Annotated in this window: 9 protein-coding genes; 7 read left to right on the forward strand and 2 right to left on the reverse strand. The window is 63.6% G+C overall.

The genetic code is table 11. From position 1 onward, the window contains the following. The first annotated feature begins 172 nt into the window (after nucleotides 1-172). Complete coding sequence (locus EOC94_RS11815; RefSeq protein ID WP_095485694.1) at nucleotides 173-517, forward strand: RidA family protein; 345 nt, start codon at nucleotides 173-175, stop codon at nucleotides 515-517. Between the two features lie 164 nt (nucleotides 518-681). On the opposite strand, the gene hutC is transcribed toward EOC94_RS11815, so the two are convergent. Together hutC and EOC94_RS11825 are read right to left on the reverse strand one after the other, a co-directional pair. Then, entirely contained in the window at nucleotides 682-1428 is a 747-nt protein-coding gene (gene hutC, locus EOC94_RS11820) for a histidine utilization repressor (RefSeq protein WP_127290581.1), read from the reverse strand. Continuing rightward, nucleotides 1425-2777 (reverse strand): formimidoylglutamate deiminase, encoded by a 1353-nt coding sequence (locus EOC94_RS11825; RefSeq protein ID WP_127290583.1) that lies wholly within the window; start codon nucleotides 2775-2777, stop codon nucleotides 1425-1427. Before EOC94_RS11825 ends, hutC begins: the two co-directional genes overlap by 4 nt. Before the next feature lie 99 nt (nucleotides 2778-2876). Here EOC94_RS11825 and hutI point away from each other — a divergent pair, with 99 nt between their 5' ends. The 6 genes from hutI to EOC94_RS11860 all read left to right on the forward strand — a co-directional run bounded on the left by hutI (nucleotide 2877) and on the right by EOC94_RS11860 (nucleotide 17797). Then, a complete protein-coding gene (gene hutI / locus EOC94_RS11830; protein ID WP_127290585.1) occupies nucleotides 2877-4112 on the forward strand; it encodes an imidazolonepropionase in 1236 nt (411 codons plus the stop codon). After that, nucleotides 4109-5644: a histidine ammonia-lyase gene (gene hutH / locus EOC94_RS11835; RefSeq protein WP_127290587.1), complete on the forward strand. Its 1536-nt coding sequence runs from the start codon at nucleotides 4109-4111 to the stop codon at nucleotides 5642-5644. Before hutI ends, hutH begins: the two co-directional genes overlap by 4 nt. Before the next feature lie 220 nt (nucleotides 5645-5864). Next, nucleotides 5865-6683, forward strand: a complete 819-nt coding sequence (gene hutG / locus EOC94_RS11845) for an N-formylglutamate deformylase (RefSeq protein WP_127290589.1) — start codon at nucleotides 5865-5867, stop codon at nucleotides 6681-6683. Between the two features lie 39 nt (nucleotides 6684-6722). Then, entirely contained in the window at nucleotides 6723-8393 is a 1671-nt protein-coding gene (gene hutU, locus EOC94_RS11850; RefSeq protein WP_095485699.1) for a urocanate hydratase, read from the forward strand. A gap of 8 nt (nucleotides 8394-8401) precedes the next feature. Beyond that, a complete protein-coding gene (locus EOC94_RS11855; protein WP_095485700.1) occupies nucleotides 8402-8989 on the forward strand; it encodes a HutD family protein in 588 nt (195 codons plus the stop codon). Between the two features lie 246 nt (nucleotides 8990-9235). After that, a complete protein-coding gene (locus tag EOC94_RS11860; RefSeq protein WP_127290591.1) occupies nucleotides 9236-17797 on the forward strand; it encodes a glucoamylase family protein in 8562 nt (2853 codons plus the stop codon). Nucleotides 17798-17970: the final 173 nt, after the last annotated feature.

Raw genomic sequence — 17970 nt, forward strand, 5'->3', positions numbered from 1 at the left:
ATATGTGATGTTATTACATTAGTCAACAAGTCAATCGGGCGGAATTGCGGCGACCGAGGCAATTTGCCCTGTGCTCTTTGGCGGTTGGCTCAAGAGGATTCGCTCGTGCAACCTTGCCCCCGGCGAACCGCGACTCTAAAGAGGCGCGACCCACAAAGGAAGGAAACGTCCCATGAGCATTCGTCGCATCGATGTAGGCCCGCGCATGAGCCAGATCGTCATCCACGGCAACACCGTCTATCTGGCCGGTCAGGTCGGCCAGCCGGGCGGAAACGTCGGCGCCCAGACAAGGGACATTCTGGCGGCCATCGACGAATTGCTGGCCAAGGCCGGCACCGACAAGACCAAGATCCTGCAGGCGATCATCTGGCTGGCCGACATGAGCACGTTCGCCGAGATGAACGCGGAATGGGACAAGTGGGTGCCGCAGGGCCACACCCCGGCCCGCGCTACCGGCGAGGCCAAGCTTGCCGGACCGGAATATCTGGTCGAGATCATTGTTACCGCTGCGATTTGAGGCAGAGCGCTTTACCCTCCCCCTTGAGGGGAGGGTCGGCGAGTAGTCGGAGCGAAGCGTAGATTGCGAGACGGGGTGGGTCGGTGGGTTGCACCGACCCCACCCCGCGTCACAAAGTGCCACCATGCCGCATTTGCTCCGCGACCCTCCCCTCGAGGGGGAAGCTAGCCCTGCGAGGGCGTGAACCGTGCGACCAGCGCGTGGCTCTCGGCCGCATAGGTGAACCGGACATGGGTGACCGGGTGCTCGGCGCTCCATGTCCGTCGCTCGACCACCAGGCACGGCGCACCGGGCTCGATGTCGAGCGCGGCCGCAATGTGCCTGTCGGCGGCGACTGCGCGAATACGGTGCTCGGCGGCACTCCACGGCACGCGGGCAATCAGCCACGGCCCGGGCGCGATAGCATGAAATTCCTCGTCGGCGGCTTCGGCCACGGCGGCCAGGTTGATCAGCCGCTGTTCGTGGGCAAACGGCCGTTTGCCGGCGAAATGCCGGCATTCCAGCGCGAGCACCGGCCCGTTGGAGTCAAGTTCCAGCAAGGCGCGATCCTCCGCGCTGCTGCGCCTTTTATGTCGCGCCAGACGCTCGTAGCGATAGGGCAGGCCGAGCGCCTCGACCTCGATCCTGATGTCGTGAATTTCCAGTACCGCGGCTTGCGACTGCGGCCGCCGGACAAAGCTGCCGGAGCGGCGGCGGCGCTCGATCAGCCCGGCCTTGGCAAGCTGCGACAGCGCCTTGTTCACCGTCATGCGCGAACATTTGTACTCGGCCGTCAGCTCGTGCTCGAACGGAATGCGGTGGCCGGGCGTCCAGGCGCCGGACAGGATCCGTTCGCTAATGTCGGACAGGATGCGCTGATGCAGCGAGACAGACTCGCCGACGTCCACATCCACTGCCTCGATTGTGCTCATGCCGAAAGCGCCGTCATCACCTTGCGAAAACGCTCGGCAATGGCATCGCGCCTTGCATGCCTGCCGCCGCTGACCAGTTTCTTGCCATGCACCCAGGCGCAATCGACCTTGGCGCCGTTGGCGAAGATCCAGGCGTCGAGCACCGCATCGCCCGTCTTGCCGGCCAGCGAAGGGTGCTTGCCATCGAGCGAGACGAAATCGGCTGAGGCACCAGCGGCGATCCGCGAGGGGCCAGCACCAAGGGCGGCACTGCCGCCGTCGAGCGCTGCATCGAACAGCGCGCGGCCGGTCGAGCCGCCGGCGACCGCAAGCACATTGCGGGCGTGATGGGCGAGGCGCTGCGAGTATTCAAGCTGTCGCAATTCGTCCGGCAGGCCGATCAGCACGTTGGAATCGGAGCCGATGCCGAAGCGGCCGCCATGTCGTTTGAATAAGGGTGCTGCAGAGGTGCCATCGCCGAGATTGGCCTCGGTGATTGGGCAGAGCCCGGCGATTGCCCCGCTTTTCGCCATGCCAATCGTTTCCGCATCGGTCATGTGGGTGGCATGGATCAGGCACCAGCGCTCATCGACCTTGGCGTTGGCGAGCAGCCATTCGACCGGTCGCGCCCCCGACCAGGCAAGGCAGTCCTCGACCTCCTTCACTTGCTCGGCGATATGGATGTGGATCGGTCCGCCGGGCACCATTGCAGCGATGTTTTCCAATTCTTCCGGTGTCACGGCGCGCAGACTGTGTGGTGCGACGCCAACGACGCCTTGATTCAAGGCGCGAACGGATTCGCGGCATTTCTCAACAAGCCGCGAGAACCGATTCACATCGTTGATGAATCGCCGCTGGCCTTCATTCGGCGTAGCGCCGCCGAAAGAGGAATGCGCATAGAACACCGGCAGCAGCGTCAGCCCAATGCCGGTGTCAGCAGCAGCGGAAATGATGCGTTCGGCCATTTCGGCGATGTTGGCATAGGGCTGGCCGTCACGATCGTGGTGGAGATAGTGAAACTCGCCGACGCGCGAAAAGCCGGCCTCCAGCATCTCGACATAGAGCTGCGCGGCGACCGCCTCGACCTGATCCGGCGTCATCGACAGCGCGAAACGATACATCACCTCGCGCCAGCTCCAGAAACTGTCGGCTGAAGGGCCACGCAGCTCGGCAAGGCCGGCCATGCCGCGCTGAAAGGCGTGGCTATGCAGGTTCGGCATGCCTGGCAGCAGGATGGCATGGCGTTCGTCGCCGGGCCGAGATGTGGTGTTCGGCTCGACCGTGGCGATGCGGCCATCACTGACGATGATCCGGGCATTGGAATGCCAGCCGTCGGGCAGAAGCACCTGTTCTGCAAAGATCGCCGTCACGTTTTTCTCCAAAATCCCATTTGGCAGTATGATCATAGCACTTGCAGCGCCTTGCAATATGTATATACATAATCGCCATCGATTGAAACGGAAAAGATCATGGCTGGAGAGAGCAAAAGCCGGGCAGGGGAGGTTCGCCTCTGGCGCAATGCGCGTCTGGCGACCATGGTTGAAAGTGCTACCGGACTGGGCATCGTCGAACACGGCGCGATCGCCGCACGCGATGGAGTGATCGTCTATGCCGGCCCGGAAGCCGGCATGCCGGCAGCGCTGAGCCAGAGCGCCGAGATTGTCGATTGCGAAGGCCGCTGGATCACGCCAGGCCTGATCGATTGCCACACCCATCTGGTCCATGCCGGCAACCGCGCCAACGAATTCGAGATGCGGCTGGCCGGCGCTACATATGAAGAGGTCACCAAGGCAGGCGGCGGCATCGTCTCGTCGGTCAAGGCGCTGCGCGCTGCCAGCGAGCACGAACTGGTTGCGCAGTCGCTGCCGCGCCTCGATGCGCTGATCGCCGAAGGTCTCACCACCATCGAGATCAAGTCTGGATATGGCCTCGACATCGAAAACGAGAAGAAGTCGCTGCGTGCAGCGCGGTTCCTGGGCGAACATCGTCCAGTAACAGTAAGGACGAGCTTCCTCGGCGCCCATGCCCTGCCGCCCGAAGCGAAAGGCGACAAGGATGCTTTTATCGATCTGGTCGCAAAGGAGATTTTGCCGGCCGTCGCTGCCGAGGGCCTGGCCGACGCGGTCGATGGTTTTTGCGAAGGCATCGCCTTTTCGCTCGAGCAGATTTCTCGCGTGTTCGACGCGGCGAAAGCAGCAGGCCTGCCGGTCAAGCTCCATGCCGACCAGCTTTCCAATCTGCACGGCGCCGAACTCGCGGCACGCTATGGCGCCCTGTCGGCCGACCACCTCGAATACACCGACGACGCGGGTGCGGCGGCGATGGCGAAGGTAGGAACCGTGGCGACGATCCTGCCCGGCGCCTATTATTTCATACGTGAGACCAAGAAGCCGCCGATCGGTCTGTTTCGCCAGCACGGCGTCAGGATGGCGGTCGCCACCGATTGCAATCCCGGCACCTCGCCACTGACTTCGCTGCTGCTGACCATGAACATGGCGGCGACTTTATTTGGCCTGACCGTCGACGAATGCCTGGCCGGTGTCACCCGTGAGGCCGCCCGCGCGCTCGGACTTCTCGGACAAACCGGCACGCTGGAGGTCGGAAAATCGGCCGACCTGGCGATCTGGGATATTGGGCGCCCGGCCGAGCTCGTCTACCGCATGGGCTTCAACCCGCTGCATGCCCGCATCTGGAGAGGACAATGAGCCAACTCAAACTCAAGCCGGGCAACACAACCCTGGCCGACTGGCGCGAAATCTATCGTGGCGCCGTGCCGAAGCTAGACGCTGCCTGCCGACCGAAGATCAAGGCCAGCGCCGAAGCGGTTGCGCGGATCGTCGCCAAGGGTGAGCCGGTGTATGGCATCAACACCGGTTTCGGCAAATTGGCCAGCGTCCGCATTCCCGCCGCCGACCTCGAGACCCTTCAGCGCAACATCGTGCTGTCGCATGCCGCCGGTGTCGGCGAGCCGATGCCGGTTGCTGTTTGCCGGCTGATGATGGCGCTGAAGCTGGCCAGCCTGGCCCAGGGTGCCTCGGGCGTGCGGCCGCAGACTGTCGAACTGTTGGAAGCGATGCTGGCCAATGACGTCATTCCGGTGGTTCCGGCGCAAGGCTCCGTCGGCGCCTCCGGCGATCTCGCGCCGCTGTCGCACATGACGGCTGTCATGATCGGCGTCGGCGAGTGTTTCACCCCGCATGGCCGCTTCCCGGCCAAGGTCGCTTTCGTCTCGCACGGACTGGAGCCGGTGACACTCGGCGCCAAGGAAGGCCTGGCGCTGCTCAACGGCACGCAGTTCTCGACTGCCTATGCGCTGGCCGCCCTGTTCGATGCCGAAGTTCTCTATCAATCGGCGCTGGTTGCCGGCGCGCTGTCGACCGATGCTGCGAAAGGCTCCGACGCCCCATTCGATCCACGCATCCATCTCTTGAGAAAGCATCCTGGCCAGATCGAGACGGCGGAAGCGCTGCGCAATTTGATGGCCGGCAGTGCCATCCGTGAATCGCACCGGCTCGGCGACGAGCGCGTGCAGGATCCGTACTGCCTGCGGTGCCAGCCTCAGGTAATGGGTGCTGCGCTTAGCGTGCTGCGCCAGGCCGCCGACACGCTGGGCACCGAGGCCAACGGCGTCACCGACAATCCGCTGATCTTCGCCGAGGACGACACCGCACTTTCCGGCGGCAATTTCCACGCCGAGCCGGTGGCCTTCGCCGCCGACATGATCGCGCTCGCCGTCTGCGAGATCGGCTCGCTGTCGGAACGTCGCATTGCCATGCTGGTCGATCCGGCACTGTCGGGCATGCCGGCCTTCCTGACGCCGAAGCCCGGTTTGAATTCCGGCTTCATGATCCCGCAGGTGACGGCGGCAGCACTCGTCTCGGAAAACAAGCAGAAGGCCTATCCGGCTAGCGTCGATTCGATCCCGACCTCGGCCAACCAGGAAGACCACGTCTCGATGGCAGCACACGGCGCGCGCCGGCTGATCGGCATGGTCGAGAATGCGACGGCCGTCATCGGCATCGAATTGCTGGCCGCCGCGCAAGGTTGCGATTTTCATGCACCGCTGGCGTCGAGCGCAGCACTCGAGGCAGTGCGCAGGCTGGTCAGGGCTGAGGTGCCGCATCTCGACAATGACCGGCATTTTCACCCCGACATGGAAAAGGCCATCGCCATGGTGCGCAGCGGCGCGGCAGTGAAGGCGGCGGGCAAGGTGGCGCTGCCGGGAATTGCGTCATGAGAGCGCACACCTCGATAGGTCGCGATCCTTCGCGCCCCTCTCTGTCCTGCCGGACATCTCCCCCACTTGGGGGGAGATCGGATGTCACGCCGGCTTTCGCCAATCGCCAAGGTTGCAGGGTTGAGCGGGGCGCCAAAGCTGCCAATCTCCCCCCAAGTGGGGGAGATGTCCGGCAGGACAGAAGGGGGCGCCGTAGAGCTCCAACCCGCGGAGATCTCTCATGACCGCAGCCTCCTGGCTCACAGTCACTCAGGGCACGGCACCCCTGCTGGTCTCGATCCCGCACACCGGCATCGATCTCGCCGGTCTTGAGAACCGGCTGGTGTCGCCCTGGCTCGGCCGCCGCGACGCCGACTGGTGGATCGACAAGCTCTATGATTTCGCCGAAAGCCTCGGCGCGACGGTGGTGCACACGGCGATCTCGCGCACCGTCATCGACGTCAATCGCGACCCGTCGGGCGCCTCACTCTATCCCGGCCAGGCGACGACAGGTCTCTGCCCGACCGAGACCTTCGATGGCGATCCGCTCTATCGCGCCGGGGAAGAGCCGGGACCATCGGAGGTCGACGAGCGCCGCGAAAAATACTTTGTGCCTTACCATGCCGCCTTGCAGGCCGAGATCGACAGGCTGCGCGCCTTGCACCAGAAGGTCGTCCTCTATGACTGCCACTCGATCCGCTCGGTGCTGCCACGCCTGTTCGAGGGAACGCTGCCGGTGTTCAATCTCGGCACCAATGACGGCAAAAGCGCCGACCCGGCCTTGCAGGCAATGGTCGGCCAGATCCTAGCCGAAACCGGCGAGACCTTTGTCATCAACGGCCGCTTCAAGGGCGGCTGGATCACACGCCATTTCGGCCAGCCGCAAAACGGAGTTCATGCGCTGCAGATGGAACTGTCCAACCGCGGCTATATGCGCGAGCCCGAAGGCAAGGGTGCGCCGGACAATTGGCCGGTATCCTACGATGCCGATTTTGCCGCGCCGATCCGCGTCACGCTGAAAAAGATCCTCGAAAACGCGATTGTCTGGGCACACGGCTGAACGCGCAACGCCGCATCTCATTCGAAAGGGACTGACGCCATGACCGATCCTCGCCACAACATCCGCGAAGTCCGCAGCCCGCGCGGCAGCGAGCTCAACGCCCGCTCATGGCTGACGGAAGCGCCGTTGCGCATGCTGATGAACAATCTCGATCCCGACGTCGCCGAAAACCCCAACGAACTGGTCGTCTATGGCGGCATTGGCCGGGCAGCGCGCACCTGGAACGATTTCGATCGCATCGTCGCCTCTCTGAAGACGCTTGGAGATGACGAGACGCTCCTGGTGCAGTCCGGCAAGCCGGTCGGCGTGTTTCGGACGCACACCGATGCGCCGCGCGTGCTGATCGCCAATTCGAACCTCGTGCCACACTGGGCGACCTGGGAGAAATTCAACGAACTCGATAAGAAGGGCCTGATGATGTACGGCCAGATGACGGCCGGCTCGTGGATTTACATCGGCACGCAAGGCATCGTGCAGGGCACCTACGAGACCTTCGTCGAGGCCGGCCGCCAACATTATGGCGGCAATCTCAGGGGCAAATGGATCCTGACCGGCGGGCTCGGCGGCATGGGCGGCGCCCAGCCGCTGGCCGCGGTCATGGCAGGCGCCTGCTGCCTGGCTATCGAATGCGATCCCGACCGCATCGATTTCAGGCTGCGCACCCGCTATGTCGACGAACGCGCCGACACGCTCGACGAGGCGCTGGAAAAGATCGAGCGCTGGACCAGGGCCGGCGAGGCGAAATCAGTCGGCCTGGTCGGCAACACCGCCGACATCGTGCCGGAACTGGTGCGGCGCGGCGTGCGCCCCGACTTGGTCACCGACCAGACGTCGGCGCATGATCCGCTCAACGGCTATCTGCCCAAGGGCTGGTCGCTCGCCGAATGGCGCGAGAAGCGCACCAGCGACCCGAAGGCGGTCGAAAAGGCAGCGCGCGCGTCGATGCGCGAGCATGTCGAGGCGATGGTGGCGTTCTGGAACGCCGGCGTGCCGACGCTCGACTATGGCAACAACATCCGTCAGGTGGCGAAGGAGGAAGGGCTCGAGAACGCTTTTGCTTTCCCGGGTTTCGTGCCGGCCTACATCCGACCGCTGTTTTGCCGCGGCATCGGCCCGTTCCGCTGGGCAGCCCTCTCAGGCGATCCCGAGGACATCTACAAGACCGATGCCAAGGTCCGCGAGCTGACACCTGGCAACACCCATCTGCACAACTGGCTCGACATGGCGCGCGAGCGCATCGCGTTCCAGGGTCTGCCGGCGCGCATCTGCTGGGTCGGTCTCGGCGACCGCCACCGGCTCGGCCTCGCCTTCAACGAGATGGTGGCGAAGGGCGAGCTCAAGGCGCCGGTGGTCATTGGCCGCGATCATCTCGATTCCGGCTCGGTTGCCTCGCCGAACCGCGAGACGGAATCGATGAAGGATGGCTCGGACGCCGTATCCGACTGGCCGCTGCTCAATGCGTTGCTTAACACCGCCTCCGGCGCAACCTGGGTGTCGCTGCATCATGGCGGCGGCGTCGGCATGGGCTTTTCGCAACATGCCGGCATGGTCATCGTCGCCGACGGCACACGCGAAGCGGCCAAACGCCTTGAGCGCGTGTTGTGGAACGACCCGGCGACCGGCGTCATGCGCCACGCCGATGCCGGCTATGACGTCGCCATCGACTGCGCCAGGGAGCACCAACTTAACCTGCCAGGCATCCTCGGCTGAGCCGCGCCTTGCGCATCCTCCGAGCAGCCGAATACCGGTCTATGCCCTGGAAGAACGGCGGCGGGGTGACGACGGAGATCGCCGTCTCGCCCGCAGGTGCTGCGCTCGATGATTTCGACTGGCGCGTCTCAATGGCGCGCGTCGAAAGCGGCGGGCCATTCTCCGCGTTTGCCGGAGTGGACCGAACCTTGGCCGTGCTGGAAGGTGAGGGGATTATCCTTGATATCGCCGGTCGCCCGGCGGCCACGGTGACCAAGGTTTCCGCCCCGCTTTCCTTTCCGGCCGATGTACCGACGCAAGCGGCGCTGATCGCCGGCCCGATCACCGATCTCAACGTCATGACGCGGCGCGGACGGATGACCCACACTGTCGAGCGCGTGGTGATTTCGGCCCCGACGGACATCCACTCAGCGGCCGATGCGACCCTCATCCTGTGTTTTGACGGCGAGATCACAATGGCCGGCGCGGCGCCTGTCCGCATCGGACCGCGCGACACGCTGTTGCTCAGTCCGGACGCCCTGAAACGGCGCCTGGAGCCTGCCCGAACGGCGACGCTGTTCGTGATCCGCATCGATCGCGTTGCTGCAAACGATTAACGCCTGTTTCGAAACATGATCGCAGCACCGGCGAAATATACCGTAAGCTCAAGTCCACATCACGAAAAAGCCCGAATCCTTCCGTCGATCAAGTCCCGACGGGAGCGAAGGGGTGAACGTCTGAAAGTTGTGGTGCGAAAACAAACTTTCGGCCCGTGTTTCGATGCAACCAATTGCATTTGAATCGGTTTTAGGGACATTGCCGTGGCGGTGACGCCGCTATGCGTCCCCCATACGGAATTTTCAATGAATATCCAGACGAACCCCACCCAAATGGAAAAGACGGGCGCGAGCTTCCCGGCCATCACCGAAGAGCCGATACGCTCCAATTTCCTGCCGGAAGAGCGCCTGCGCACGCTGGGTACAAGCCTCGCCGAGGGTGACGTCAAGGATCTGTTCGGCCTGGAGCCGTTCGATTTCCAGCCACGCGTCCGCGACAGCGCCAGCAAGATCCTCGAAGTCTACCGCTCGACCAATGCCGCGCAGGCGAGGGGCGAGACGATCACGCCGGCGGCGCAATGGTTGCTCGACAACAACTATCTGGTCGAGGAAACCATCTTCCAGGTCAAACGCGACCTGCCGCGCCGTTTCTATCGGCAGTTGCCGACCCTGAAGCTGTCCGACGGCGCCAGCGTGCCGCGCGCCCTTGCGCTGGCCTGGACGTACGTCGCCCATTCGGACAGTTCCGTCTCGGCGACCATGTTCAAGGCGATCGTCGAAGGCTTTCAGTCCGTCGAGCCGCTGAAAATCGGCGAACTCTGGGCGCTGCCATCGCTGCTGCGCTTCGTTCTGATCGAAAATCTTCGCCGGATCGCGGTCCGGGTCAATCGTACCCGGCAGATGCGCCAGATTGCCAACGAGGTTGCCGATCGCGTGCTGGCGATCGACGACAACGCCGACCGTCAGGCGATCCTGTCGAACTACGTAGCCCATGCGCAGGACACCACCTTCGCCACCCAACTGCTCTACCGCCTGCGCGACGGGTCGCAGAATGCCGGCAGGGCGCTGGAATGGCTGGAGGGCGAGCTTGAAGAGTCCGGCTCCGATGCCGAGGAAATCATCATCAGCGAGCATCGCACGCTGTCTGGTGGCAATGTAACCACCGGTAACATCATCCGTGGCCTGCGTCTGATCAACGATATCGACTGGACGGTTTGGTTCGAAGGTGTCAGCCGCATCGACACCTTGCTGCGCGAGCGCACCGATTTCGCCGCGCTCGATTTCTTCTCGCGCGACCAGTACCGGACCGCGATCGAGGAACTGGCGCGCCGCTCCGATCGTTCAGAATTCCGTGTCGCCGAAAAGGCGATCGAACTTGCCGGCCATGCCGCTGTCGTCGATACCACCGGCACCGGTCCGACCGCTCACACCGACGTCGGGTTCTTCCTGGTCGGCCCGCGCCGGCTGGAACTGGAAAAGGCGATCGGCTATCGGCCGACCGTCAGCGTCACGACCAAACGGGCGTTCCGCAAAACCGGATGGCTGGGCATTGTCGTGCCGGTCTTCGCGCTGACCGTCCTGCTTTTGCTCGTCTCCGGCAATGCCCTTGCCAATCTCGGCCTGTCCGTGCCGTCGATCGCCTTGATGCTGGCGCTGTTTGCCGTGCCAGCCAGCGAAGGCGCGCTTGCCTTCTTCAACACCGTCGTATCGTTGTTCCTCAAGCCAACGCGCCTCGTCGGCTACGACTACAGACGCGGCATGCCGCCCGAGGCCCGCACGCTGGTGGTGGTGCCGTCGCTGATCGGCTCGCGCGACGACGTTGAGGAAAACATCCGCAACATCGAAGTGCACCACCTGGCCAACACGGCGGACGAAATCCATTTTGCTCTGCTTTCGGACTGGCCGGACTCGAAGACCGAAATCGATGCCGCGGATATTGAGATCCTCCAATATGCTCGCGACGAGATCGCGCGGCTGAACGCCCGCTATCCCAGCGAAGGCGTGCCGCGTTTCTACGTCCTGCACCGCCGGCGGCTCTACAATGAATCCCAGGGCGCCTGGATGGGCTGGGAACGCAAGCGCGGCAAGCTGCACGAACTGAATCTTCTGCTGCGCGGTGACAGCGACACCACCTTCCTGCCGCTGGATGTGCCGTTGCCGGAAAACGTCATCCATGTGATGACGTTGGACGCCGACACACGCACCACCCGCGATGCCGTCGCCAGTCTGGTTGGCAAGCTTTGCCATCCGCTCAACCGCCCGCATTTCGATGTCACAAAGCGCCTTGTCACCGCCGGCTACACCATCCTGCAGCCGCGCATCACCGCATCATTGACCAGCGGCGACGACGCATCCTTCTTCCAGCGGGTCTTTTCCGCCAATCGCGGCCTCGATCCTTACGTCTTTGCCGTCTCGGACATCTACCAGGATGTCTTTGGCGACGGCTCCTTCACCGGCAAGGGCCTCTATCATGTTGACGCCTTCGAAGCGGCGCTGAAGGGCCGCATCGACGAAAACACCATCCTCAGCCACGATCTGCTCGAAGGGGCATTGGCCCGCGCGGCGCTGGTCACGGACGTCGAACTGGTCGAGGACTATCCGACCCGCTATTCGGTCGACGCATCGCGCCACCATCGTTGGGCACGCGGCGACTGGCAGCTTCTGGGCTTTCTTCTCGATCCGCGCTCTGGCGTGCCGGCGCTGTCGCGCTGGAAGATGGTCGACAATCTGCGCCGCTCGCTGACGCCGATCTTCTGGGTGATGGCGGCGATCGCCGGCTGGACGCTGCTGCCCTTCACACAGGCCGCGCAATGGCAGGCGCTGCTGATCCTCACATTGTTCATGGCGCCAACGTTCGACATCATCCACGCCATCCTGCCGAAAAGCGGCGACCAGACACCGCGCGGCCATTTCTCGGCACTGGCACGCGATGTTGTCTTCGGCACCGCCCTGGTGGCTCTGAAGATCGTGCTGATGGCGCATCTGGCCTGGATGATGGGCGACGCTATCATTCGCACGCTCTACCGCTTGTTCGTCAGTCGGCAGAACCTGCTCGAATGGCGCACGGCCTCGCAGGCGCACAAGAACGGCGACAATGATCTCGGCTCCTATTACGGCATGATGTATGGCGCGGTGATTATCGGCGTCGTCGGCCTTGCGATCCCCGTTCTGGCCGATTCCACCGGAGCTTTCGTCGCTTTCTTCTTCGCGCTGTTCTGGATCGGCTCGCCGGCCTTCGCCTTCTGGATCAGCCGCTCGGCCGAAACCGAGGATCGCTTGCGCATATCGGCGGCCGACATCCATGCGCTGCGCACGGTCGCGCGGCGCACATGGCATTATTTCGAGACTTTCGTGACGGCCGAGCATCACAATCTGCCGCCCGACAATTTCCAGGAAAGTCCGGCGCCCGTCGTTGCGCCCCGCACCTCGCCGACCAATATCGGGGTTTATCTCCTGTCGGTGATTTCGGCGCGCGATTTCGGCTGGATAAGCCTGTCCGACGCCACCACCCGCATCGACGCCACGATGTCGACCATCGAGAGCATGCCGCGTGAACGCGGCCATCTCTTCAACTGGTATGACACGACGACGCTGAAGCCGCTCTATCCGCTCTACATTTCCGCCGTCGATAGCGGCAATCTCGCCGGCCATCTGGTGGCGGTGGCAGCAGCCTGCGCCGAATGGGCGGAAGCGCCTGCGGTCCACCTTCAGGGCGATTTCGAAGGTATCCTCGATACGGTGACGATCCTCGACGAAAGCCTGGCGGAGTTGCCTGACGACCGCCGTCAGTTGCGGCCGTTGCGCCAACGGCTCGCCGATCGCCTCGACGGCATGCGGCGGGCGGTCGAATCGATCAAGGCACAGCCCGAGATGGCATCGATCCGCACCATCAACCTGGCCGTTCTGGCCGGCGAGATCCGCAAGCTCGCCATCGCTATCCATACCGAGGCCGCATCGATACAGAGCGACACCATCGCCGACTGGGCGGCAAGGCTGGAAGCCACCTGCGAGGCGCATGTTCATGACGCGCATAGCGACGACAATGCCGTCGAAGCCTTGCGGGCCAAGCTTCTTTCGTTGCGCGAGCGCACGCGCCGCTTCGCCTTCGAGATGGATTTCTCCTTCCTCATGCGGAAGGAGCGCAAGCTCCTGTCGATCGGCTATCGGGTCGAGGAGCATCAGCTCGACGAAAGCTGCTACGACCTCCTGGCTTCCGAGGCGCGGCTGACCAGCCTGTTCGCCATCGCCAAGGGCGATCTGCCGACCGAGCACTGGTTCCACCTCGGCCGGCCGATCGTCGAGATCGGGTTCAAGGGCGCGCTGATGTCCTGGTCCGGCTCGATGTTCGAGTATCTGATGCCGCCGCTGGTGATGAAGGAGCCGCAAGGCTCGATCCTCAACCAGACCAGCAAGCTCATCATCAAGCGCCAGATCCAGTACGGCCGCTCGAAGAACGTGCCCTGGGGGATTTCGGAAGCGGCCTACAACGCCCGCGACCGCGAGCTGACCTACCAGTACACCAATTTCGGCGTGCCTGGGCTCGGCCTGAAGCGAGGTCTTGGCCAGAACACGGTGATTGCGCCTTATGCGACCGTGCTGGCGGCGCAGTTCACCCCGCGTGAATCGGTGCAGAACCTGGCCAGGCTGAGGCAGCTCGGCGCCCTTGGCCGGCACGGCTTCTACGATGCGGTCGATTTCACGCCGCAGCGCGTGCCGGAGGGCACCGATCATGTCGTCGTGCTGAACTACATGGCCCACCATTCCGGCATGTCGATCGCCGCCGTTGCCGACGCCATCTTCGAAGGACGCCTGCGCGATCGCTTCCACAGCGATCCGGTGATCGAGTCGGCCGAGTTGCTGCTGCAGGAAAGGGCGCCGCGCGACATCCCGACCGCCACCGTCAGGACCGAGGCCGACGAACGGTCGAAGGACGAAACGGAAGTCGAGAGCCCCGATACGCGCATCGTGCTCAACCCGCTCAAGGCGCTGCGTTCGACCAGCGTCATGTCCAATGGCCGCTACTCGGTCATGGTCACCGCGACCGGCTCTGGCTATAGCCGCTGGGGCGAGCTTGCGATCACGCGCTGGCAGCCGGACCCGACCGAGGATCGGCTTGGCTCTTATATCTTCCTGCGCGACGCCGGCACCGGCGACTGGTGGTCGGCCACCGCCGAGCCGAAGCGTGCCACCGGCGAAGAGGTGCAGACGCTTTTTTCGGATGACAAGGCGAGCTTTGTCAAATCGGTGGGATCACTGCGTTCGGAGGTCGAATGCATCGTCATCTCGGAAGGAAACGGCGAAGGCCGGCGGGTGACGCTTTACAATGACGGCCCGGTCGACCGGCATATCGAGGTGACCTCCTTTGCCGAACTGGTGCTGGGCTCAGAGGCATCCGATAACGCGCATCCGGCCTTCTCGAAAATGTTCGTGGAAACCGAAATCGCTGCGAATAACGGGGCGATCTTCGCCACAAGACGCAAGCGGGAAACGGACGAGCCTGACGTCACCCTGGCGCATTTCGTCACCGACCCGTCTGGGTCGACGCGCGACGCCGAGGCCGAAACCGACCGGCGCGCCTTCATCGGCCGCGGCCGCACCATCGTCGAGGCTGCCGCCTTCGATCTCGGCGCCAAGCTTGGCGGCCATTCTGGCTTCACGCTGGATCCGGTCGCAGCGCTTCGCCGACAGGTGCGCGTGCCGGCCAACAAGAAGATCTCGCTGACCTTCTGGACTGCCGTTGGCGCCAACCGTGCCGAACTCGAAGACGCCATTGCGCGGCTCGATCATCCGGAAGCCTTCGCCCGCCAGGCGATGCTCGCCTGGACCCGCTCGCAGGTGCAGACCCGTCATCTCGGTCTCAGCCTTGCCGATGCCGCCAATGTGCAGAATCTGGCGCGCTATCTGATCTATCCTGATCCGTTCCTGCGCCTTCCGGCCGAATCGATCGCTTCCGGGCTCGGTAAGCAGTCCGGCCTGTGGCCGACCAGCATATCCGGCGATTTTCCGATTTTCCTGGTCAGGATCGGCGATGTCGCCGACCTCGAGATCGTCGCCCAGGCGCTCCGCTTCCAGGAATATATGCGCGCCCGCGGCATGATGATCGACTTTGTCGTCGTCAACGAGCAGGCTTCATCCTACGTGCAGGACCTGCAACGGGCGGTCGAGACGCTGTGCGAAAACAGCCGCCTGCGCGGCAAGGAGCTTGGACCCCGCCAGCACATCTTCGCGGTGCGCCGCGACCTGATGGACGAGACGACCTACAAGACGCTGCTCGCCGTCGCCCGCGTCGTCCTGCACACGCGCAACGGCACCATCTTCGATCAAATCGAGCGCGCCGAGGCCGCTGCGCTGCAAGCGCGGGACGCCTTGCAACCGGCGGATGCAGCAGCGCTTCGTGAACCGTCTTCGCCGGCCCCGCAGGCGTGGGCTGCCCAAGCCTCGATCGAAGGCCGTGCCGACGGCAGCGGGCTCAGCCAGTGGAACGGTTTTGGCGGTTTCGAGGGCGACGGACGCCACTATGTCGTGCGCCTTGCAGGGCGGCTCACGACGCCGCAGCCCTGGATCAACGTCATTTCCAACACCTCGTTCGGTTTCCATGTTTCGGCTGAAGGCGCTGCATTCACCTGGAGCCGAAACAGCCGCGATTATCAACTGACGCCGTGGGCGAACGACCCGGTCACCAACCGGCCCGGCGAGGGCATCTATATTTACGATCATGCCAGCGGCCGGGCGTTCTCGCCGTTGGCCGCCGTGGTGCGCGATCCTGCCATGACCTACGAAACATGGCACGGGCAGGGTTTTTCGACCTTCCGTTCGACGCGCGGGCCACTGTCGATGGATCTTACCCATGTGGTCGATCCTGTCGATCCGGTGAAAGTCTCCCGATTGCGAATCCAGAATTCCGGTTCGGTGCCGGCGCGCCTGCGCGTCTATGCCTATGCGGAATGGGTCCTTGGCAGCCATCGTTCGCGCACGGCGGCGACCATCGTTCCGTCCAGGGATGCTGAGACGGGCGCGTTGCTGGCGCAAAATCCCTACGGACTCGACTTCAGCGAGCGGGTCGCCTTCCTGGCCGCCGACAGCGCGGCTCATTCGGTGACGGCCGACCGCGGTGAGTTCATCGGCCGGCACGGCACCAGCGAACTTCCGCATGCCGTGCTCAACGGCGCCAGCCTATCGGGCCGCGTCGAGGCCGGCGATGATCCTTGTGCTGCAATTGCGCGCGACATCGACATCCCTGCCGGCGGCGACGTGACGCTGCTCTGGCTGCTCGGCGATGCAGCTTCTGCCGAGGAAGCCAGCGCCCTGGTGCAGCACCATAGCAGCAAAGATTTCGATCAGCGGCTGGCTGACAATGAACGCACGTGGCGAGGGTTTCTCGACACCATCCAGGTCGAGACGCCGGACAAGGCGCTCGACGCCATGGTCAACCACTGGCTGCCCTATCAGAGCCTTGCCTGCCGCATCCGCGCCCGCTCCGCCTTTTACCAGGCGAGCGGCGCCTTTGGCTTCCGTGATCAGTTGCAGGACACGCTGGCCCTGCTTGTCCATGATCCGAAACTGGCGCGCGACCAGATACTCAACGCGGCGCGGCGGCAATTCCCCGAAGGCGATGTGCAGCACTGGTGGCTGCCGCGCACCGAGGCAGGCGTCCGCACTATGATTTCCGACGACGTGGTCTGGCTCGCCCATGCCACGGCACGCTACTTGCTGGTGACCGGCGACACCGCGATCCTCAGGGAACAATTGCCCTTCATCGACGGGCCGCCGCTGGAAGAAGGCGAGCATGATGCCTTCTTCACCCCGGAGATCTCGAAGAAGACCGCTTCACTCTATGATCATTGCGCGCGTGCACTCGACCTTGCCATCAAGCGCAGCAGCCCCGCCGGACTGCCGCTGATCCTCGGTGGCGACTGGAACGACGGCATGAACCGTGTCGGCGAGCACGGCAAGGGCGAGAGCGTCTGGCTGGGCTGGTTCCTGCTGAAGACGCTGGGCGACTTTGCGCCTGTCGCCAAGTCGGAAGGCGACACCAAGCGCGCGCAAGCCTGGACAAAACACGCCGACGTGCTGAAGCGAGCGCTGGAAAGCACGGCCTGGGATGGTGAATGGTATCGTCGCGGCAGCTTCGACGACGGCACGCCGCTGGGGTCGCGCGGTTCACAGGAGTGCAAGATCGACTCGATTGCCCAGTCGTGGAGTGTGCTGTCGGGCGAGGGCGATCCAGCGCGGTCGACGACGGCGATGCAGCAGGCGATGAAGATGCTTGTCGACGACGAGCTCAAGATCGTCAAGCTTTTCACCCCGCCCTTCTCCAAGACGGAAAAGGACCCGGGCTACATCAAGAGCTACCCGCCGGGTGTCCGTGAAAACGGTGGCCAGTACACCCATGCGGCATCATGGTTCGTCATTGCGCTCGCCGAAATGGGGCGCACCGATGATGCCTACCGTTGTTTCTCGATGCTCAACCCGGTCAACCACGCGCTCGACGAGGCCGCTGCCGAGCATTACCGCGTCGAGCCTTACGTGGTCGCCGCCGATGTCTATGCCGGGCAAGGCAAGGGCGGCCGCGGCGGCTGGACCTGGTATACCGGCTCGGCCGGCTGGCTTTATCGCGCGGCGGTCGAAGGCATCCTCGGCATTGAGCGCAGGGGAGCGCGCATCCAGTTCAAGCCGAAACTCCCCAGCCATTGGGATGGTTATGCGGCAACCCTCAAGGTGCTTGGGGCCGAGCTCAGGGTTCGCGTTGTCCGTGACGCCAAGGTCAAAGCCATCTCTCTTGAGATAGATGGCAAAAAGACGAAGGCTTCGTCTTTCGAACCGAAAGCCGGCGACAAGGCCGAAGTGGTCGTCAGGATACCGGCGTAGTTTCAAGGATTTGGAGCGTCTTTACACATCTTGGGGACGCGCGTTGTTTAAGGATGTTCTAGCAATTCTACCGCGCGTCAGCTTTCCGAAAAGCCGATGCAGGCTTTAGAAACTCATACATAACCATTTGCTGATTAAAATTGCGGCAGTGCTTGCAGCCTGCCATGATTTTG

Source organism: Mesorhizobium sp. M6A.T.Ce.TU.016.01.1.1 (genome assembly GCF_003997065.1).
Lineage (GTDB): Bacteria > Pseudomonadota > Alphaproteobacteria > Rhizobiales > Rhizobiaceae > Mesorhizobium > Mesorhizobium mediterraneum.